14 protein-coding genes and 2 pseudogenes are annotated in these 21,454 nt (G+C 32.2%); 4 read left to right on the top strand and 12 right to left on the bottom strand.

Going from position 1 to position 21,454, the window contains the following annotated elements; all coding sequences use genetic code 11:
• Positions 1-126 precede the first annotated feature (126 nt).
• Positions 127-2,975, bottom strand: a pseudogene (gcvP, locus tag JJC03_RS01200) (aminomethyl-transferring glycine dehydrogenase).
• A gap of 158 nt (positions 2,976-3,133) precedes the next feature.
• Here gcvP and JJC03_RS19365 point away from each other — a divergent pair.
• From JJC03_RS19365 to JJC03_RS01180, 4 genes and pseudogenes are all read left to right on the top strand, one after another.
• Positions 3,134-8,849 (top strand): annotated as a pseudogene (locus JJC03_RS19365) (alpha-2-macroglobulin family protein).
• A gap of 17 nt (positions 8,850-8,866) precedes the next feature.
• A complete protein-coding gene (gene pbpC, locus JJC03_RS01190; protein WP_235873842.1) occupies positions 8,867-11,257 on the top strand; it encodes a penicillin-binding protein 1C in 2,391 nt (796 codons plus the stop codon).
• Positions 11,258-11,302: 45 nt separating this feature from the next.
• Positions 11,303-12,079: a UbiA prenyltransferase family protein gene (locus JJC03_RS01185; protein ID WP_235873841.1), complete on the top strand. Its 777-nt coding sequence runs from the start codon at positions 11,303-11,305 to the stop codon at positions 12,077-12,079.
• On the top strand, positions 12,069-12,299 hold the full coding sequence (locus tag JJC03_RS01180; RefSeq protein ID WP_088445015.1) for a hypothetical protein: 231 nt from the start codon (positions 12,069-12,071) through the stop codon (positions 12,297-12,299). The genes JJC03_RS01185 and JJC03_RS01180 overlap by 11 nt, the downstream gene beginning before the upstream one ends.
• Here JJC03_RS01180 and JJC03_RS01175 read toward each other — a convergent pair.
• From JJC03_RS01175 to JJC03_RS01130, 11 genes are all read right to left on the bottom strand, one after another.
• Positions 12,289-12,729, bottom strand: coding sequence for an SRPBCC family protein (locus JJC03_RS01175; protein ID WP_235873840.1), 441 nt, complete (start codon positions 12,727-12,729; stop codon positions 12,289-12,291). The two genes, JJC03_RS01180 and JJC03_RS01175, sit on opposite strands and share 11 nt — an antisense overlap.
• Before the next feature lie 108 nt (positions 12,730-12,837).
• Positions 12,838-13,818, bottom strand: a complete 981-nt coding sequence (locus JJC03_RS01170) for a TIGR01777 family oxidoreductase (protein WP_235874321.1) — start codon at positions 13,816-13,818, stop codon at positions 12,838-12,840.
• A complete protein-coding gene (locus tag JJC03_RS17095; protein ID WP_258932057.1) occupies positions 13,812-14,297 on the bottom strand; it encodes a hypothetical protein in 486 nt (161 codons plus the stop codon). The genes JJC03_RS01170 and JJC03_RS17095 overlap by 7 nt, the downstream gene beginning before the upstream one ends.
• Before the next feature lie 169 nt (positions 14,298-14,466).
• Complete coding sequence (locus JJC03_RS17090) at positions 14,467-14,628, bottom strand: hypothetical protein (RefSeq protein ID WP_258932056.1); 162 nt, start codon at positions 14,626-14,628, stop codon at positions 14,467-14,469.
• Positions 14,629-14,680: 52 nt separating this feature from the next.
• Complete coding sequence (locus tag JJC03_RS01160; RefSeq protein ID WP_103714846.1) at positions 14,681-15,061, bottom strand: hypothetical protein; 381 nt, start codon at positions 15,059-15,061, stop codon at positions 14,681-14,683.
• Positions 15,062-15,068: 7 nt separating this feature from the next.
• Positions 15,069-15,425, bottom strand: a complete 357-nt coding sequence (locus tag JJC03_RS01155) for a hypothetical protein (protein ID WP_235873839.1) — start codon at positions 15,423-15,425, stop codon at positions 15,069-15,071.
• The gene (locus JJC03_RS01150) at positions 15,406-16,137 is read right to left on the bottom strand and encodes a YqjF family protein (protein WP_235873838.1); all 732 of its coding nucleotides are present in this window, start codon (positions 16,135-16,137) and stop codon (positions 15,406-15,408) included. Before JJC03_RS01150 ends, JJC03_RS01155 begins: the two co-directional genes overlap by 20 nt.
• Before the next feature lie 65 nt (positions 16,138-16,202).
• Positions 16,203-16,706 (bottom strand): GbsR/MarR family transcriptional regulator, encoded by a 504-nt coding sequence (locus JJC03_RS01145; protein WP_088400234.1) that lies wholly within the window; start codon positions 16,704-16,706, stop codon positions 16,203-16,205.
• A 99-nt stretch (positions 16,707-16,805) separates the two neighbouring features.
• Complete coding sequence (locus JJC03_RS01140; RefSeq protein WP_235873837.1) at positions 16,806-17,543, bottom strand: hypothetical protein; 738 nt, start codon at positions 17,541-17,543, stop codon at positions 16,806-16,808.
• A gap of 1,046 nt (positions 17,544-18,589) precedes the next feature.
• Positions 18,590-19,267: a SanA/YdcF family protein gene (locus tag JJC03_RS01135; protein WP_258932055.1), complete on the bottom strand. Its 678-nt coding sequence runs from the start codon at positions 19,265-19,267 to the stop codon at positions 18,590-18,592.
• Positions 19,268-19,324: 57 nt separating this feature from the next.
• A complete protein-coding gene (locus tag JJC03_RS01130; protein WP_235873836.1) occupies positions 19,325-21,352 on the bottom strand; it encodes a M3 family metallopeptidase in 2,028 nt (675 codons plus the stop codon).
• Positions 21,353-21,454: the final 102 nt, after the last annotated feature.

Raw genomic sequence — 21,454 nt, 5'->3', positions numbered from 1 at the left:
GAAATTCATATTAAAACTCTTTTTTAATTTCTATATATCTGTTTAAAATACTTTTTTTTGCATTCTAGCTAAAAAAACAACCTTCTCAAAAGAGAAGGTTGTTTTTAAATTATAAAATATTTTGTTTTAGTTTTCAATATACGCTTCAATTGGAGCACAAGAACAAACTAAATTTCTATCGCCATATGCATCGTCTATACGACGAACAGAAGGCCAGAATTTATTTTCTATAATATATTCCAACGGATAAGCAGCTTTTTCTCTTGAGTACGGTAAATCCCAAGAATCTGCTGTTAACATAGCTAAAGTATGTGGTGCATTTTTTAATGGATTGTTAGTATTGTCTGCTGTGGCTTCTGCAATTTCTTTACGGATAGAAATCATCGCATCACAAAAACGATCTAATTCCGCTAAATCTTCTGACTCGGTTGGTTCCACCATTAATGTACCAGCTACAGGGAAAGATACAGTAGGAGCATGGAAGCCATAGTCCATTAAACGTTTAGCAATATCACCTACTTCAATTCCATTTTGTTTAAATTCACGACAATCTAGAATCATTTCGTGAGCAGCACGTCCCATTTCTCCAGAGTATAAAACGGGGTAATGTTCTTCTAAACGAGCTTTCATGTAATTTGCGTTTAGAATAGCATGTTGTGTAGAAGCTTTCAAGCCTTCTGCTCCTAACATAGTTATATATCCGTATGAAATTAAACATACTAAAGCAGATCCGTATGGTGCAGCCGAAATTGCTGTTATAGCATTTTTACCTCCAGTTGCTACAATAGGGTTAGTAGGTAAAAAGTCAACTAATTTTTCGTTTACACAAATTGGTCCTACACCAGGTCCACCGCCACCATGAGGAATAGCAAAGGTTTTGTGTAAGTTTAAGTGACAAACGTCAGCACCAATTGTAGCAGGGTTTGTTAAGCCAACTTGTGCATTCATATTAGCACCATCCATATATACCAATCCGCCATTTTCGTGGATTAAGTTAGTGATCTCAATAATTGAAGATTCATACACACCGTGAGTAGATGGATAAGTAACCATTAAACAAGATAAGTTGTCTTTATGTTCAATAGCTCTTGCTTTTAAATCTTCAACGTCTATATTTCCTTCTGGTGTCGTTTTAGTAACAATAATTTTCATTCCTGCCATTGCTGCAGAAGCAGGATTGGTTCCGTGAGCAGATGATGGAATCAAACATACATTACGGTGACCTTCGCCACAAGAAATGTGGTAAGCACGAATAGCCATTAAACCTGCATATTCACCTTGAGCACCTGAGTTTGGTTGTAAAGATGTACCTTTGAAACCCGTAACTACATTCAATTGCTCTTCTAATTTCTTTAACATAGTTAAATAACCTTGTACTTGTTCGGTTGGAGCAAATGGGTGGATGTTATTCCAGTTTGGTAATGAAAGAGGTAACATCTCAGCCGCAGCATTTAATTTCATGGTACAAGAGCCTAAAGAAATCATAGAGTGATTTAGTGATAAATCTTTACGCTCTAATTTTTTGATATAACGCATCAACTGACTTTCTGAATGATGGTTGTTGAAAACATCGTGTTGTAAGAAAGTAGAGATTCTGATTAAGTTAGATGGGATATGGTTTTCAGTAGCTAATTCTGAAACGTGAATAGCGGATTTACCTGTTGCTTCAGCAAAGATTGAAAGAATAATATTGATGTCTGCAATAGAAGTAGTTTCGTTAAATGAAATTGAAACACAACTTTCATTTGGATAGAAGAAGTTAAATTCATTCTTCTCTGCAATTTCTCTTACTTTGTTTGCATCTGCTTTTACTAAAAGTGTATCAAAGAAAGAAGAGTTTACTTGATTAATGCCTAATGAAGCTAAGGCTTTTGAAGTAGTCACCGCGCTTGCGTGAACTTTGTCAGCAATGTATTGTAATCCTTTTGGTCCATGATATACAGCATACATACCTGCCATAACTGCTAATAAAACTTGAGCTGTACAAATATTTGAAGTTGCTTTTTCACGTTTAATATGTTGCTCACGTGTACCTAATGCCATACGTAAAGCGCGGTTTCCGTTTACATCAACGGAAACACCGATGATTCTTCCTGGCATTGAACGTTTGTATTCTTCTTTAGTGGCAAAGAAACCGGCGTGAGGGCCTCCAAATCCCATTGGGATTCCAAAACGTTGGGTAGTTCCTACCACAACAGCAGCACCTAACTCACCTGGAGATGTTAGTTTAGCTAATGATAAAATATCAGCAGCAACCGCTACTTTAATTTCGTTTTCAGCAGCTTTTGCTATAAAACTTCCATAGTCATATACTTGACCGTATTTTCCTGGGTATTGTAAAATTGCTCCAAAGAAATCCGATGAAAAGTCAAAAGTTTCGTGATTACCTACTACTAATTCAATATTTAAAGGAGTAGCTCGGGTTATTAAAATAGATAAAGTTTGAGGTAAAATTTCTTCTGAAACGAAGAATTTGTTAGTGTTTTTTTCTTTTGATCACGTGTTCTAACATCAAAAAGAAGTGTCATTGCTTCAGCTGCAGCAGTTCCTTCATCTAATAAAGAAGCATTTGCAATTTCCATCCCTGTTAATTCAATAATAGTAGTTTGGAAATTTAATAAAGCTTCTAAACGACCTTGTGCTATTTCAGCTTGATAAGGAGTATAAGCAGTGTACCATCCTGGGTTTTCAAAAATATTTCTTTGTATTACTGGTGGAACAATTGCTGGATGATAGCCCATTCCAATATATGATTTGAAAACTTTGTTTTTAGCTCCTAATTGAGTAATATGAGTTAAATATTCATATTCAGTCATTGGAGCGTCTAATTTAATGTCTTCTTTTAAACGAATTCCATCTGGAAAAGTTTCGTACAATAATTGGTCAATGTCGTTTACACCAATTGTTTTAAACATGTGTTGAAGGTCTTCTTGTCTTGGACCTATGTGTCTTAAAGCAAATGCATCTGTTCTCATTCAATCAAAAAATAATGTGTTGTTTTGAGTGCTTCAAAATTACTATTATTTAACAATATTTGTAGGTGTTTAACGAAATTAATTTTTCTGTTATATTTATACATTAAATCTTCTACATTTACGTTACTTAATCTAAAAAATAAACAATTTAAAAAAATATGAAATTATCTAGGTTTCTTGTCTTATTCTATGTACTTCTATTTCAGTTTTCCTGTTCTAAAAAAGCATCTGATTTTAATTCTAATTTTGGATTATTTAGAGCGTATATTTCAGCTTTTACATCAGGATTTGTTTCTGTTAAGTCTGATATTCGAGTTCAATTAGCTTTTAATAACCCCGCTTGGAAAGTAAACCAAGAATTAGATAGTGATTTGTTTGATATTTCACCCAGCGTAAGTGGGAAAGTAATAGCACTTTCGTCTAATACAGTAGCTTTTGTTCCTAAAGAAAAACTAGATCAAAATACTTTATATCAAGTAAGTTTAAATTTAGGAAAAATAAAAGAAGTCCCAAAAGAATTAGAAGAGTTTAAATTTTCTTTAAAAACAATTAAACAAGATTTTGTCGTGAAAACAGATGAATTACAATCATCTGATAAAGAAATGTATTATTTACTAGGAACAGTTAAAACCGCAGATGTAGCTGATTTTAATGATGTTGAAGATTTATTGGAGTGTGCTCAAGATGGAGATGATTTAGATATAGTTTTTGATAAAGAAGAGAGTACTAATACTGAATTTAAGTATCGTGTAGAAGGTATCAAGCGTTTTGATCAGGCAAGTGAAATAGTGTTAGAATGGGATGGAGATGAAATTGATGCCGAAAATGCCGGAAAAACAAAATTATCTATACCTGCAAAGAATGACTTTAAAGTAATGACTATTAAGATAGGTGATGAAAATAATCAATCTTTGTTAATTAATTTTTCAGATCCTTTAAAAAAAGATCAAGACTTTAGTGGCTTGGTAAATATTCAAAATACAAATGGGGTAAAATATGCAACAATAGGAAATGTTCTAAAGGTATTTTTTAATAATTATAAACCTGAAAAAGAAAAAGTAATTGTAGCAGAGCCTGTTAAAGAATCAGTTATAGAAGTAGAACAAAATGTAGATACTACAGCTACTTCTATTGATTCAGCTGTAGCTGCTGTTCAAGAAGAAGTAGAAGATTCGGCAACCACCGTTTCCTCTTCAGAAGAAAATCAAGAATCATATATTGAAGAAGAATCTGAATCAGAGACAGAAGAAATTCAAACAACAGAGTTAAATGGATCTAGATTAGTTGAAATTTTTCAAGGTATTAAAAATATTTATGGAGATGAATTAAAGAAAAGTTATTCTAAAACAATAGACTTTGAATCTATAAAGCCAGCTATAAAATTAATTAAAAATGGGACAATCTTACCAAGTTCTAGCAATTTACAAATAAACTTTGAAGCTGCAAATTTGAAAAAAGTAGATGTTAAAATTTATAAGATATATGAAAGTAATATCTTACAGTTTTTACAAGATAATGAATTAAATGGTAATAGAAATTTACGAAAAGTTAGTCAACCAATAGCCAAAACAACACTTGAGTTAAAACAAAATGAACTCTTAGATTATACGAAATGGAATACTTATGCTCTTGATTTATCAAAAATTATAGAATCAGAACCAGGATGTATCTATAGAGTAGAGTTTTCATTTAAGAAAGCTCACGCTTTATACAAATGTTCTGGAGATAATGAAGAAATAGTAGAGGAAGAAGAAATAGATGAAGATGATGTAAATTACAGTGGGGAAGATTATGATTATTATTACGAAGAAGATTATGAATGGTTACAAAGTCAAGATCCTTGTACAGATTATTATTATAACAATACAAAAGTTTCAACGAATATTTTAGCTACTGATTTAGGTGTTATCGCTAAAAGAGGGAATAATAAAAGTGTAACCATAGCAGTAAGTAATCTTGTATCAACAGAGCCTGTAAGTGGTGCAACAGTAGATTTATACAGCTATCAGCAACAAAAAATAGCTACAACAACTACGGATGGTGATGGAATTGCAAAATTTGACTTAAAGAAATTTGCTTATTTTGCCATAGTAAAACAAGATAAAAATACTACTTATGTAAAACTTGATGACGAGTTGTCTTTATCTTTGAGTAATTTTGATGTTGCAGGAGAAACATTACAAAAAGGATTAAAAGGATATATTTACGGAGAAAGAGGTGTATGGCGTCCTGGAGACTCTATTCATTTGTCATTTGTTTTTAATGACAACGCTAATAAAATTCCTGTAAATCATCCAATTAAATTTAGGTTTAATGATCCAACAGGCAAAACCGTTTATCAATATATTCATAAAACAAATGAAGACAATCATTATCGTTTTGATTTAGCAACTAGTGCTTCTGCTCCAACAGGAAATTGGGAAGCCATGATAAGCATAGGAGGCGCTAATTTTTATAAAAGCGTAAAAATTGAAACAATAAAACCTAATCGATTAAAAATTAAAAATAGCTTTAATAAAGGTATTCTTTCTGCTTCAATAAAAAATAAAAATACCATAAAAGTAACTTGGATGCATGGTGCTGTTGCTAAAGATTTAAAAGCAGAAGTCCAAGCAAAATTCTCTCAACAAGTGACTACTTTTAGTGGTTATTCAAACTATGTTTTTGATGATCCTACAAGAACTTTTTCAACAGAAGAAATAAATATTTTTTCAGGAAAGATTAATCAACAAGGTCTTGCAAGTTTCTCAATAGATCCTACTCTACAAGGTCAAGCACCAGGAATGCTAAATGCCGCTTTCATTACTAAAGTATATGAAAATGGAGGTGATGTAAGCACAGATGTAAGTAGCGTGAAGTATTCTCCTTATCCAACTTATGTAGGTATTAAAGTTCCTGAACCTAATAAATATGGATTATTAGAAACAGGTAAAAATAATCGCTACGAATTTATTACCCTAAACGAAAATGGCCAACCTAAACCTATTAGAGGATTACAAGTTAGGGTATATAAAATAGACTCTAGATGGTGGTGGGATGAATCTTCTGATAATTTGTCTAACTATAGTACTAGTACTTCCACTACAGCTTACAAATCATATGTAATTAATACAGATGCATCAGGACGTGGTGAGGTGATTTTTTCAGTTCCAGAAAATGATTGGGGGCGTTATTTAGTGAGAGCCATTGATCCTAATGATGGACATGCTACAGGGAATACCGTATTTTTAGATTATCCTTATTGGTCGGAACGTTCGAAAAATTCCGATGGAAAAGAAGCAACTATGCTCCGTTTTTCAACAAATAAAAAGGAATATAATGTAGGTGAAACAGCTAAAATATTCTTTCCTTCAAGTGAAGGCGGTCGTGCTCTAATTTCTATTGAAAATGGTTCAAGAGTAGTAAAAACTTTTTGGGAAAAAAACTTCAGGAGGCGAAACACAGGTGGATTTAGATATAACACCGGATATGGCTCCAAATGTATATATCAATATTACCATGCTGCGGCCACACGCTTCAACTAAAAATGATGCACCTATTCGTATGTATGGTTTAGTACCTATTAGTGTAGTGGATAAAGAAACTGTGTTGAAACCAAAAATTACAATGCCTGATGTAATTAAACCAGAAAGTACAGTAAATGTTAAAGTAAGTGAAGAAAAGGGGTTGCCTATGACGTATACCATTGCCGTTGTAGATGAAGGTTTGTTAGACTTAACTCGTTTTAAAACTCCTAATGCTTGGGATAGTTTTTATGCTCGCGAAGCTTTAGGTGTTCGTACTTGGGATATTTATGATAATGTTATTGGAGCCTACGGTGGTCGAGTGAATCAAATTTTTAGTATAGGAGGTGATGCCGAAAAAGGTGGTGCTAATGCGAAAAAAGCAAATCGCTTTAAACCTGTTGTAATGTATTTTGGTCCCTATAAAATAGGGGGCGGTGATTCTAAAACTCACCAAATTAAATTACCAAAATATATAGGTTCTGTAAAAACGATGGTCGTTGCAGCAAATGCCGAAAAAGGTGCTTATGGAATGGCCGAAAAAGTTACAGCTGTTAAAAGTCCTTTGATGGTTCTAGCATCTTTGCCAAGAAAAATTTCTCCATCAGAAAAAGTGACGCTGCCGGTTACTGTTTTTGCTACCGAAAAAAATATTAAAAATGTAACTGTTCATGTAAAGACAAATAATTCTGTTAAAATAATTAGTAGTGCTACTCAAAAATTAAGTTTCACTTCTCCTGATGAAAAAATGGCCTATTTCGATTTAAGCGTTGGAAATACTACAGGGATAGGTAAAATAGAAGTTATTGCAACTTCAGGTAACCAAAAATCAGTGTATGAGGTTGAGGTGGATGTAATGAATCCTAATCCTGTCACTACTTTAACTTCAGATGCGGTTTTAGGAGCGAATAGTCAAAAAGTGCTTTCTTGGAAATCTTTTGGAGTAGTAGGAAGTAATAAAGCTGTTATAGAAATTTCATCTATTCCAACAGTTGATTTTGGAAGACGTTTAGATTATCTTATCCAATATCCTCATGGTTGTGTTGAGCAAACAACTTCTTCTGTATTTCCTCAATTATATTTAACAGAGGTAATTGACTTAGATCCAATAAGAAAACAATCTATTCAAAAAAATGTAACCAAAGGAATTGCTAAATTATCAAGTTTCCAACTTGCAAATGGTGGAGTCGCTTACTGGGAAGGAGGAAACACTCCTGATGACTGGGGAACAAGTTATGCAGGACATTTTATGATTGAGGCCGAGAAAAAAGGTTATGCTTTACCAGTAAACTTTAAATCTAAGTGGATTGCATACCAACAAAAAATTGCGAAACAATGGAGAATGGAAAATGATTATAATACTGATCTTAATCAATCGTATCGCTTATACACATTGGCATTAGCCGATGCTCCTGATTTAGCCTCTATGAATCGTTTACGTGAAACAAAGGGAATTTCTAATGAAACAAAACTTCGTTTAGCGGCTACTTATGCCCTTGTCAAACAGTCTAGTGCGGCAAATGAATTAGTATTGCGAAGTAATATTGACGATACAAAATCTAGTTATTACTATAGTTATGGTTCTTCTGATAGAAATAGAGCGATGACTCTAGAAACCTTAATTTTGTTGAATCAAAAACAAAAAGCATTTAAAACAGCAGTAACTTTAGCTAGAAATCTTTCGTCTAATACTTGGATGAGTACTCAAACCACTGCCTATGCTTTATGTGCCATGGCGAAGTTTGCCAAATTCAATGGAGGTAAAGGAATTAATGTGCAAGTAACAAACACTGGAAAAACAGTAGCTATAAACTCCACAAAACCTATTGCACAAAGAACCATTTTAACGGAAGCAGGAATAGGTAAAGTAAGTATTAAAAATACTAAAAATAATACCTTATTCATCAGAATTATTACAAGCGAAATTTTACCTGTAGGTCAAGAAAAAGTAGCTTCTAATAATGTTACAGCGTCTGTAGTATTTAAAGATAGAAAAGGAAAGGTAGTTAATGTGTCTAAAATCGCTCAAGGTACCGAACTAATTGCCGAAGTAGTTCTTAGAAACAAACGCACTGAATATGTTCCAAATATTGCACTTACGCAAATATTGCCTTCTGGTTTTGAAATTGTGAATACCCGTTATACCGACTTTGGTAATGCCACAGAAAATGTTGTAGATAATATTGATATCCGTGATGATAGAGCCAATTATTATTTTGGATTAAAATCTGGAGAAACAAGAGTGTTCAAAATGCTGATTAATGCGTCTTATCTTGGGAATTATTATCTTCCAGGTGTGCAATGCGAAGCTATGTATGATAATACTTTCATAGCTCGTACCAAAGGGCAGTGGGTTCAGATTGTGAAGTAAAGGTTTCTAAATATAATATGTTTCCAAATCTAAAAGACCTGACAGGTTTTAAAAACCTGTCGGGTTTAAAAATAAAATCTTGGATAATTAACAACAAAAAGAAATCCATCATAGGATTTGTACTTCTTGTTGTTTACTATTTTTCCTTACCACGAACACTATTCTCAGAACCTTATTCAACGGTTATAGAAAGTAGTACAAGTGAATTATTAGGAGCAAAAATTGCAACCGATGGACAATGGCGATTTCCTGAACAAGATACTATTCCAGAAAAATTCAAGCAATGTGTAGTCTATTTTGAAGACGAACACTTTTACCATCATTTTGGGTTTAATCCTGTAGCAATGGTCAAGGCTGTTAAACAAAATAGAACTGCGGGTAAAGTTGTTCGCGGAGGAAGTACAATTACTCAACAAGTTATTCGGCTAGCAAGGAAAAATAAGAAACGTACGTATTTTGAAAAAATAATTGAAATAATTTTAGCTACTCGATTAGAATTTAGATATTCTAAAGAACGTATTCTTGAATTGTATGCAGCACACGCTCCTTTTGGAGGAAATGTAGTAGGCCTCGAAATGGCTTCTTGGCGCTATTTTGGGGTACAACCTCACCAATTATCTTGGGCAGAAAGTGCTACACTTGCGGTATTGCCTAACTCTCCAAGATTGATTTATCCAGGAAAGAATCAGCAACAATTATTAATGAAACGTAATCGTTTGCTAAAAAAGTTGCTTGATAATAAAGTTATTGATAAAATGACTTTCGATCTTTCTTTGACTGAGCCTTTGCCTCAAAAACCATACAATTTACCTCAAATAGCTCCGCATTTATTGCAAAAAATAGCCAAAGAAAATCCTGAGCAAAAAATTGTAACAACCATAGATATTTCTCTTCAAAACCGAGTAAACCAAATTGTAAGTCAATATTACAGTCAGTATAATCAAAATGAAGTTCATAATATGGCTGTAATCGTTTTGGATGTAAAAAATAGAAATGTGCTAAGTTATGTGGGGAATACACCCACAGATGTAAATCATGATAAAGATGTAGATATTATTACCGCCCCTCGTAGTACAGGTAGTGTGTTGAAACCATTACTTTTTGCATCGATGCTTGACGAAGGGGAGATACTACCAAACACCTTAGTGGCTGATATACCAACTCAAATTTCTGGTTATATGCCGCAAAATTTTAATTTAACGTTTGATGGAGCAGTCCCAGCGCAACGCGCTTTGTCAAGATCCTTAAATATTCCTGCCGTTTTAATGCTCCAAGATCACGGAGTCCATAAATTTTATGAAACTTTAAAACAATATCACCTTAAAAACATCAATAAACATCCAGATCATTATGGTTTGTCATTAATTTTAGGTGGAGCCGAAAGTAACTTGTGGGATTTGAGTAGAACGTATGCCAATCTTACATCAACTTTAAATTTTTATCAAAGCAACAAAAAATATCGAACTTCAGAATTTTGTGAAATCAATTATAAAAAAGATTTTGTACAAGATTTTGGAAATGATCAAGACGAAAAAAATATAGTAGGGGCAGGAGCTATCTATTTAACTTATCAAGCGATGAAAGAAGTAAACCGTCCAGCAGAAGATGAAGCTTGGCGTTTTTATGATTCTTCTCTCCAAATTGCTTGGAAAACGGGAACAAGCTTTGGGAACCGAGATGCGTGGGCTATAGGGACAAACCGTGATTATGTGGTAGGCATTTGGGTAGGAAATGCTTCAGGGGAAGGTAGACCACAACTAACAGGTATTGATAGTGCGGCACCTGTTTTGTTTGATGTTTTTAATTTGTTGCCTAGAAAAAAATGGTTTTCTCAACCACAAGATTTAGTTTCGGTAGATTGTTGCGTTCTAAGCGGATATTTGGCTAAGGATGATTGTCCAAAAGTAAAACAACTCATTCCTAAAAGCGGAATGAAAACCAAAGTGTGTCCATATCATAAAATCATACATTTGGATAAAACTGGGCAATATCGTGTGAATAGCACTTGTGAAGAGGTCGATAATATTGTTACCCAGTCATGGTTTGTGTTGCCTCCTGTGATGGAATGGTATTATAAAGGGTTTCACATTGATTATAAATCACTACCACCTTTTCGTTCCGATTGTCAAGGAGCAAATGTAAGTTCTATGGGGTTTATTTATCCAAAAGCAAATAGCAAAATATACCTCACTAAAAATTTTGAAGGCAAAATCCAACCAGTGATTTTTAAAGTAGCACATTCTAATCGAGAATCAAAAATATATTGGTACATTGATAACGAATTTAAAGGTACAACTGAAACCTTTCATGAAATGCCAATTATAACCTCTACTGGAAAGCATTTAGTAACCGTTGTAGATGAAAAAGGAACTGAATTAAAACAGTACGTGATTATTGAAAATGAATAGATTGCTCCATAAGTTTTTGATTTTTATCTCATCGGAAGTATTCATGTGGCTTTTGCAGTTTTTGCTTTTGTCCAAATCACTGCTGAGGAATTCCAACTTCAAATAGATAAAAACATAAGTTGGTTTGCTTTTTTTGGGACAATTGTTGGTTACAATTTTATCAAATATGATGAATTAGCTAGAGTCAAAAAAGTGGTTTGGCATACTCAGCTGAGGTTAGTTGTTTTGCTAAGTTTTGTGTCAGCTATTGTTTGTGGGTATTATTTTTTTCAACTGAACAGATTAACACAACTGACAGCAGTAGTGTCGTTGTTGCTCACAGGGTTTTATGCCCTGCCCATAGTGCCTAAAAAGACCAACTTTAGAAACTGGAGTGGAGTCAAAATTTATCTAGTAGCATTAAGTTGGGCAATTGTAACGGTGTTATTGCCTGTTTTTTATTCAGAAACGTTGATTGGAGAATCGATATGGATATATTTCCTGCAACGATTTCTGATTGTATTTGTACTAATGCTTATTTTTGAAATAGTCGATTTATCTAAAGATGCTTTAAGTTTACAAACCATTCCGCAACAAATAGGAGTGAAGAAAACAAAATGGTTGGGGTATGTTTTGTTGGTGATAGTTATAGGTTTAGAAATGAATTTTAATTTTAAATTTCAAATTTCGAATGTATTAATTGCTATGGCTTTGTTTTTTGCCACTCCCAATAGTTTGAAATATTATACGTCGTTTTGGGTAGAAGCGATACCGATTGTTTGGTGGGTGTTTAATCTTTTTGAATTAGAAACTATTTTTAGAATTTTCGAAGATGAAAGTTAGAAATTATTTTGATGTTGCCCATTATTTAGGTATTTATCAGATACGTTTAAGAATGTTAGAAGAAGGGGTTACAAAACCAACGCCCGAAGGAGAAATAATTATAAGAACAATTGTTGAAAAACTTTCGAAGATGCCGTTGGATGAAAAAATTATTTTATCGGATAAAAAAATGTTTGATAGTAATGGAAACTTAATTGTTGATTTTAATATTATGAGTTAATTTTCAAAAACTCATTCCTTTCCTCAATCAATTTTCTCAAATATTTTTTCAAAACCAAAAAATCAAAAAATCTGCCTAGCAATCCATAAGGAACTGAATAATGAATCGTGTCTATCATTAAAGTCATATTTCCTTGTTCAATAAATTGATGATGAACAAAAGACTTAAAATGTCCATCAACCATTTCATCAGTAAACGAATCGTATTTGTTCATTTGAGTTATTAAGCTTTTATGGGTTAGATAGCATCCAAAATGTTTTCCTCGCCAAGTAACTGTTTCTCCTTCTTCTATAAGTCCGTTTTGTTTTCCTGCGATTATTCTTTCATTGGTAGATGCCAATGATTCTTTGTGGAAATCTAAATTTCTAGAGGCGTTGAATACCGTTTGTATTTTTGAATTGATAATGGTTTTTAGATGGAGTGTGGTCATTTTTATCAAGTTATTTGTTACACAGAGTCACACAAAGTTTAATTCACAGAGCTACACAAAGTTTTTTTAGCGAACATTACGATTACTTTGTGTTCCTTGTGGTTAAGGTTAATTATTACTTGATAGTAATTTTTCTTTGTGAAACTTCGTGCCTACTTTGTGGAACTCTGTGTAACTATTTTTATATAACAATTCCTTAAACGCCTCCCTCAAATCTCCAAATTTAAAAACAAATCCATTTTCTAATAATCGCTTCGGAATCACATTACGGCTTTTTAAAACCAACTCAGTTTCTGTTCCTATGATTTTAGCACCAAATTCTAACATTCGCTTGCCTAGAGGTGTTCCAAAAGGGATATTCATTTCTTTTCGAAGTGTTTTCATAAAAGTCTTGTTTTGCACAGGCGTTGGTGAAACAATGTTGATGACTCCTGTGATTTCTTTTTCGATGATAAATGCCAATGCCCTTGCAAAATCTTCTTCGTGTATCCAACTGATGAATTGTTTCCCGTTTCCTTGTTTACCACCAAATCCCATTTGTGTTAGGTTTTTTAGCGGTAGAAAAGCACCTCCTTTTTTGCCTAATACGATAGAAGTTCGTAAAGCGGTTTTCAATGTGTTAGGCGTTGCGGTTTCAAAAAAAGCGTGTTCCCAAGATTTGGCTACATTCATAGAAAAATCATCACCAATTTCACCTGTATATTCATCCATCTGTTTGTCTTCAGAATGACGATAAATGGTAGATGTGGAAGAGTTTAACCAATGTTTAGGCGGATGCTCACATTGCAAAACAGCTTGGTTTAGAATTTTTGTGCTATCAATTCGGGAAGAAAGAATTGTTTTTTTGTTTTCTTCATTGTACCTGCAATCTACAGATTTTCCTGCAAGATTGATTAAGACATCTGTATTTTCTAATTGTTTTTCCCAACCCGTTAATGTTTTTGCATTCCAATGTACGTAATGAACATTGTCTTTTGTTTTAGCTCTTCCACGAGTTAGAACAATGATTTCATTATTGTCTTTTTTGAAGTACTCCACAAGAACTTGCCCTAAAAAACCTGTTCCTGCACTAATAACTATTTTCATAATACTTGATTTAAAATGAGAAAAAGAATGAGGAGTCGATATAATACCCAAGTAGCTGATAGATACTTTGGAAGTTGTAAAATTGTTATTCTTTTAGTATGTTCGGCTAACATTAGTGTTACAGTGATTCCAAACCAAGCCAATGCTACCATTGGATTTATTTTTATAAATAGGCTACTCAAAAGAATAGGGGTGAGCAATAGACAACCGTATAATGAAACGGTCATTACATTGCCTAAGTAATTCAAGATTGTTTTATAATCCCGATTCAAAAGAAAAAGACTTTGAAATACAAGTTGTCCTATGGCAATTGCTGCTTCTCTGCTGATATTGCTTTTTGGGATAAAAGGAATGTCTTCAGAAAATTTGAAAAACACTATGGTTGTTATACCTAAGCCAAAAAATAGATAAAATAATCTGTACTTTACGTTGAAAGAAGGTTCGCATTTGCAAGATTGTTCTTTCTTTTCAGTACTCGGCATTATTACTTTTCGGTTATAAGAAATAAAAGAATAGAATTTCTTTAGTAAAAAGTTAATAGCTTTAAATTCTCCAATGGTTTTAATTAAAGGAAAAGAATGACCAATAATTTTGAGTAAACTATCTATACCATAAATGACTTTTTGGTTTTGATAATCGATTAATGCAATCTCATTTGCTATCTAAGAAAGGAATTTCGTGAGTATTGATTTCTTGATAGGGTTTTCTACCATTTTTATCCAACATTCCTGTAGCTATAAACGCAGAAGTGTAGGTTTGGCATAACGGACATTCTTCGTAGTAGAGGATGGTTTGGTTTTTTAGCGTTTTCATCTCATTTTTTTAAAACCCCGACAGATTTTTAAAACCTGTCGGGTTTAATTCTTTATGCTGTTTGGAAGTTTGCATCTCTATTTTGACGGGCTTTTCTTTTTCCTCTAAAGAATAAGTACAAATTGAAGAAAAGCATTATACCTAAGTAAATAGAAAAACCACCAATTTTATAACTCAAATCTTCCACCAGTTCTTGATAGGTGTTTTGCGTAAGGCTTAATTCTAAAATCATTAACGCAAAACCAAGGTTTAGTAAATAAAATCCAGTTTCAAATAATTTGTTGGTCGCCAACGCAATTTCTTCTCTTCCATTAAAAATGTCTAGCATAAATGTTTTGCTATTTTTGAATAATGTTTTTGACACATAATAGGTTAAGAAAAAAGCAATAGGTAAATAAAAAGCATAACCGATTAAAATTTTTGAAGTTTCCATAATAGTGTTATTTAATTAATTTTTGAACGTAATTGGTAAGTATATAAATGTTTGAATAATGTAAGAACGAAAGGATGAAGGCAATAGTTGCTACTTTGATAGATAGTATTTCAATGAGTTGTTCTATAGTGAAAATTTCTTTCCAAGTGATTAATGTAGTGGCGGCATAGCCAATATTGACTAAATAATAACCAACCAATAAAACTTTATTAATCTGTTGACACAATTCTGAATGGTCAGGGATTAATCTGTCAACGTAGATATTTCCGTTTCGATAACAAATTTTTCCAACCACTAGAATAATGTAAAATATTATCGCTAGAAAAATAGAATAAGCAATGATGTTATAATTGTTTGTTTCCATTGGTTTTGATTTTTCTTTTGTTCTCCACACTAATTTCAGAACCTTCGGCAAGAAATACTGAAACAGGTTCTACGTCATTAAGAAAAGCAAAGTCGTTTCCATACACACTTTCAAAATCAACATCTATTTCATAATTTTTAATGTGATACTGATTCCATTTGGGGTGCTTTACTTCGTATTCATAGGTTTTTTTGTCATTATATTTAGTGTAACCAAAATAATGTTCCATTATAAATTCGGCTTCGCTCCCTTCTTCAATCGGCATCAGAAAATCATAAGCATTCACTTTGATGAAATTGGTCTTTTGTTGATTTTGCCAACTGTAACTTACTTGGAGTACTTCGGCTTCCAATTTATTTTGATGGTTCATTACCCGTGTTCTGTAATGTTCTTTGTAAAAAGTATTGGCTACAAAAGTGATGGCCCTTTTTGGTACAATTTCTTGGATAAAAACCACACCTCGTTTCCATTGACCATTTTCAAAACGTTTTACATAAAAACGAAGATTTACTTCTTCAAAATCAGTGTGTTTCGGAATTCGAAGTCCTAATACTTTAGTATCATTGAACATAAATCCTACTAAACTCACAAAACAGTTACCATTCCAAATGTCGAGTTCTGTTCCTGCTGGAAGGTATTTTTCTAAATTCTTTGGATCAATGACATAATTTGCCATTACCAAATTGTTCCATTGTGCGGTTAGAAAGCTCATAACTTTTAATTTTTATTGTTTGTTTTAAACTTTCAGAAAAAAATGAAAGTTTTGATTAAATTTTTTTACTTCATAAATTTAACTAACAACTGCGCTAACCAATTGTCTTTGTATTCCGTGATTTTATCCAAAACATTATCTGCTTTTAAAACAAAATCATAGAGTTTAGTGGTTTGCTCCACAAAATGTTTTTCTTCAGCAGAAGCATTGGCATCAATAGAAGATACTTCTTTTAAAACTTTCAGAGCAGGTTTGATTTCGCGTTTACTTCTTTCTCTAGAAATTTTTACCGCTAATTCGTCTAAATCTTTTTCAGCTGTAAAAAACTCACGACGTTCACCCGCTTTAAATTCTTTGTAGACAATTCCCCAATCCATTAAAGCACGAATATTCATACTTGCATTTCCTCGAGAAATTTGTAATTCCTCCATAATGTCCTCCATCGAAACCGCTTCGTTAGAGACCATCAACAAGGCGTGAATCTGAGCCATCGTTTTGTTGATGCCCCATTGAGATCCTAATGCACCCCAAGTTTGAACGAATTTATTTTTTGCTTCTCTGAATTCCATAGTACAAATGTATAACAAAGTTTTTAAACTTTCAAAAAAAAATGAAAGTTTATTTGTTTTCTGAACTTTAATAAGTTGTTTTTGAGTTAATAGTTTGTATTATATGTTAATAGCGTTTGATAATTCATTGTGAATGTAATTGAAATAATATGTTTTTATGTTTTTCAGGTAAAATTTTAAAGTAGGTATATCAATTTTTTGTAGAATGAAATCAATTATTTCTTTAGTTGTACTTTCATTTTTGTTATAATGATAAGTAGTTTGAACTACAGTTTTAAGAAATTTAATTTCGTCTAATTGATGTGCAATTTCTTTGTATTGATTAAAAATTTCTAGATTGTGAGAACTAGCTAACATGTCAAAGAGGTCATTTTCTTTGCCATCTAATTTTTTAATTTCAAAATAGAAATCAAAAGCTTCAATATTTCCGCTTTGATAACTATAACGTGCATTTGTTAGCACAGCTTGTCTGTATTTTTTGAATTTTTCCGTGCTTGCATTTTCTTTGATAAAATTATAATGCTCAATAGAATAGATGTATTTTCCGTACTCAGATAATATTTCAGCAAGTTTTAGATTGTCCTTGTTTTGTGTGTATAGATCAATTAATATTTCAGCATACGGCAGGTCGTATTCAGTTTTGGAATTTCCAGCTATTTGTTCAAGGCAATAATTTTCAGCTAATTCAGTTTCATTATTTTTTAGCAACTCTTTTATTAATAATATATTGTATGCGTTTTGAAATCTTCTAGGTTTGAAATTGTTGGAATATTTTGCAAAGAGATTATTTTCAGTGAAAATAATTAAAATGATAGAGTCTAATTCGTAGGCTAACAAAGGGAAATTTTCTTTGTAATTTGAATAAAGTGCTTGGTGTTTTTCTTCTAAATATTGAATAAAAAAGTTTTTTTGAAACTCATTTGTTTTTGATAATTCATAAACATTTTTGCAAAGTTTAAATCGTTTATGTGGAATTTAGGTTCAAAAATTGAATCGATAAAAAAACGAATTGCATTTTGCCATTCTTCAATTTCTTTAATATTAAAAAGTGATTTTAGTTTGACATTGTATAAATTTTCAATAAGCTTAGTAATACGTGTGCTTGTAATATAATAGGAATAATTAAACTCCTCTATTTCGTGGATTAAAAAATTAAAGAGGCTATGGTTTTCAGGAGTAAATTTTAAAAAGATGAAATCTAAAATAGGCTTTAGTGAAACATTAAGATTATCTACAATCTTTTTGACTTCGCTTGTTTCAACTTTTTTTCTTTTTCCAATAATTGAAGTTATGCTTTCTTGTATAGTGTTTTTTATGAAACTTTTATCAATAATAATTGTACTGCTTTCAAAATGTTTTTTGAAATTAAATGCTAATTCTTTGTTTTTATTTAAAGTTTTTGATAGCCAATTTCTTAAATCTTCTGCATTGATTTTTTCAAGGATTTCATCGGTTTCTGAAAGTTTCTTTTTGGGAGCTTTTTTTACAACTGATTTTTCACTTCTGTTTTCAGATACAAAAGTAACTAAAGCAATTATGTGTGTGCAAATTCCGCCTAAATCACAATCGCAACTTGTTGATTTTATATTTTTTTATTATCTAGTACTAATTGTACGTCGTAGCTTTTATTAGCTTCATCTACATAAGCAACGAAATTGTTTTTTTCTAATTCGTCTAAATCTCTAACATTTAGTTTTTTTTGCTGATTTTAATTTTAGTTTATGTTCGGTAATAAAATTAGAAATTGTCATTGGTAGTGATTTGATTTGTTAGAATAAATATGTGAATGTTATATTAATTTTAGAGTTGAAGCACTATTCTATATCGCTTGGCAATCCAGATTTTTTTTAAAAAAACGGTAAAAACTAGTTCAATCATAGATTTTACCTTTTATCCTCTTTACTATAATTTGATATTCCATCTATAGGTATTTGTGTTCCTAAGAATTTAGGTTTTCGATTTCTTAAAACATCTATAAATGCTTTCAATCTAGAAAAGTATTCCCTAAATCGAGCGTAATTGTAACCTTTGTATTGCCCATTATCAGCAGAATACCCCACAGATTTTACACCTAATTTATTGCCTATAAAAATAGCTCTATTTAAATGGTATTTTTGTGATATTAAAATAGCTTGATTGATTTTGAAAATAGTTTTTGCTCTGCTCATTGTAGAGTAGGTGTCAAAACCCGCATAGTCAAGATAGATTTTAGTGGTATCAACACCATGCTGGTAACAGTAGGTTTTCATTACAGTTAGTTCGTCATATTCTTCTCTACCATTATCGCCAGAGAGTAAAATTTTGTTTATTTTCTTGGATCGATACAGTCGAATACCAGCATCTAATCTGTCTTTTAGGTATTTACTGGGTTTATCACCCTTTATACCTGCTCCAAATATGATACCTGCACTCGTTGTTGGAAGATTTTTGGATGAATTGTAAATTAATGAATTTGTTACCTTTTTTACGTAGCTATTTACACCTATACTACTTATGATTCCAATTAATGTGATAAGTATAATCTTTTTGAGGTGTTTTTTAAAGATAGTATAAACTTTCAAAATGAATGTTTTTAGAAACCTGTCAATTGAAAAAACTGACAGGTTTAGTGTAAATAATTATAGTAACCCCGCTCTTTTTAATAAAGCTTCTGGTTTAGGTTCTTGTCCTCTGAATTTTTTGTATAAAGTCATAGGATGATCTGTGCCTCCTTGTGATAAGACATAGTCTCTAAATTTTTCCGCTACTTCTTTATTGAAAATGCCATTTTCTTTGAAATAGTCAAAAGCATCAGCATCTAAAACCTCGGCCCATTTGTAGCTGTAATAGCCAGATGAATAACCCCCTTGGAATATGTGAGAGAAAGAAACACTCATACAGTTTTCTGCTACATCAGGATATAATGCTGTATTTTGCATCGATTCTTTTTCAAAAGATTTTACGTTAGAAATTCCACTTGGATCCTGACTATGAAAATCCATATCTAATAAACCAAAACTCAATTGACGTAATGTTGCCATTCCTTCTAAAAAGCTTGCGCTTTCTTTAATTTTATCTACATATTCCTGTGGAATCACCTCTCCAGTTTCATAATGTTTGGCAAATAGAGCTAAAGCCTCTGGTTCGTAACACCAGTTTTCCATTACTTGACTTGGAAGTTCCACAAAGTCCCAATAAACAGATGTTCCTGAAAGACTTGGATAAGTTGTATTTGCCAACATTCCATGTAGTGCATGTCCAAATTCATGAAATAGGGTGGTTACTTCATTAAATGTTAATAAAGATGGTTTTGTAGGGGTAGGTTTAGTAAAGTTGCATACAATAGAAACATGTGGGCGTTCGTTTATTCCATTTTGAATGTATTGGTGTTTGAAAGAGGTCATCCAAGCACCATTTCGTTTCCCTTGTCTAGGGAAATAGTCAGAATAGAAAATAGCGACTAAGTCACCGTTTCTATCTGTCACTTCAAAGGTATGTACTTCTTCATGGTATTTGTCAATATCGAATACTTCAGTGAAAGTTAAGCCAAATAACTTGTTTGCAATTTCAAAAGCGCCAGCTTGCACTTTTTGAAGCTCAAAATAAGGTTTTAACTTTTCGTCATCTAAATTGAAAAGTTCTTGTTTTAATTTTTCTGAGTAATAAGCGCCATCCCATTTTTGTAATTGCTCTATATTGTCAATTTTTTTAGCAAATGCAGACAGCTGTGTATATTCTCTTGCAGCAGCAGGCTTTGCTTTGGTTAAAAGATCATTTAGGAAAGATTTGACTTTTTCTGGCGTTTGCGCCATACGTTCTTCAAGAACAAAATGAGCATGTGTAGGATAGCCTAACAAGTTTGCTCGTTCATGTCGTAGGTTTGCAATTTTTATCACGATTTCCTCATTATTGAAATCATTATTTTGAAATGCTTTTTTACCGTATGCAATAGAAAGCTCTTTTCGCAATGCTCTGTTTTCAGCATAGGTTACAAAAGGAAGGTAACTAGGCATATTTAATGTAAATAACCAGCCTTCTTTGTTTTTACTTTTTGCTAAGGCTTCCGCGGTTTCAATAGTGTCTTCTGGTAATCCTTTTAAGTCTTCTTTGTTAGTTATGACTAATTCATAATTGTTTGTTTCAGCTAATACGTTTTCTCCAAACTTTAAGCTTAATTTAGATAATTCAGCGTCAATTTCACGTAAGCGGTTTTTCTTGTCTTCAGGAAGTAATGCTCCATTACGAGTAAAACCTTTGTATTTTTTGTCAAGTAAAGTGACTTGTTCTGTAGTTAATTCTAATGAATCTTTATGTTCGTAAACTTTTTTGATACGATTAAATAAGTCTGTATTTAAAGTAATATCGTTACTGAATTCTGTTAGTAGTGGGGAAATTTCTTGTGCGATTTGTTGCATTTCTTCAGAAGTTTCGGCTGAATTTAGATTAAAGAAAATACTGGTAATTCGATCTAATGTTTGTCCACTAAATTCTAATGCTTCAATGGTATTTTGAAAAGTAGGTAATCCTGGATTTGTAATAATTGTATTAATTTCTTGTTTTGCTAATAATATTCCTGCTTCAATTGCAGGTTTGTAATCTCCCATTTTTATTGAGCTAAAAGGAGCTGTGTCGTATTTTGTTTGAAATTTATTTATTAAAATTTCCATAATATTATATTTTTTTAATTTTTTTGTGAAATGATAAAATATTTGTATGTTTGATTTATCTCTTTTGAGTGATTTGCTAAGAAGTTATAATGTTTTAAAAAA

Origin of the sequence: Flavobacterium oreochromis (genome assembly GCF_019565455.1) — a bacterium.
Classification (GTDB): Bacteria; Bacteroidota; Bacteroidia; order Flavobacteriales; family Flavobacteriaceae; genus Flavobacterium; species Flavobacterium oreochromis.
Note: the sequence above shows the minus strand (reverse complement) of the source record. Positions and strands in the feature narration are given on the sequence as shown.

Coding starts and splice junctions, on each gene's coding strand:
- JJC03_RS01145 (WP_088400234.1), bottom strand. CDS start 16,706: ATGGAATTCAGAGAAGCAAAAAATAAATTCGTTCAAACTTGGGGTGCA.
- JJC03_RS01175 (WP_235873840.1), bottom strand. CDS start 12,729: ATGACCACACTCCATCTAAAAACCATTATCAATTCAAAAATACAAACG.
- JJC03_RS01155 (WP_235873839.1), bottom strand. CDS start 15,425: ATGGAAACAAACAATTATAACATCATTGCTTATTCTATTTTTCTAGCG.
- JJC03_RS01150 (WP_235873838.1), bottom strand. CDS start 16,137: ATGAGCTTTCTAACCGCACAATGGAACAATTTGGTAATGGCAAATTAT.
- JJC03_RS01160 (WP_103714846.1), bottom strand. CDS start 15,061: ATGGAAACTTCAAAAATTTTAATCGGTTATGCTTTTTATTTACCTATT.
- JJC03_RS01180 (WP_088445015.1), top strand. CDS start 12,069: ATGAAAGTTAGAAATTATTTTGATGTTGCCCATTATTTAGGTATTTAT.
- JJC03_RS01130 (WP_235873836.1), bottom strand. CDS start 21,352: ATGGAAATTTTAATAAATAAATTTCAAACAAAATACGACACAGCTCCT.
- pbpC (WP_235873842.1), top strand. CDS start 8,867: ATGTTTCCAAATCTAAAAGACCTGACAGGTTTTAAAAACCTGTCGGGT.
- JJC03_RS17095 (WP_258932057.1), bottom strand. CDS start 14,297: ATGCCGAGTACTGAAAAGAAAGAACAATCTTGCAAATGCGAACCTTCT.
- JJC03_RS17090 (WP_258932056.1), bottom strand. CDS start 14,628: ATGAAAACGCTAAAAAACCAAACCATCCTCTACTACGAAGAATGTCCG.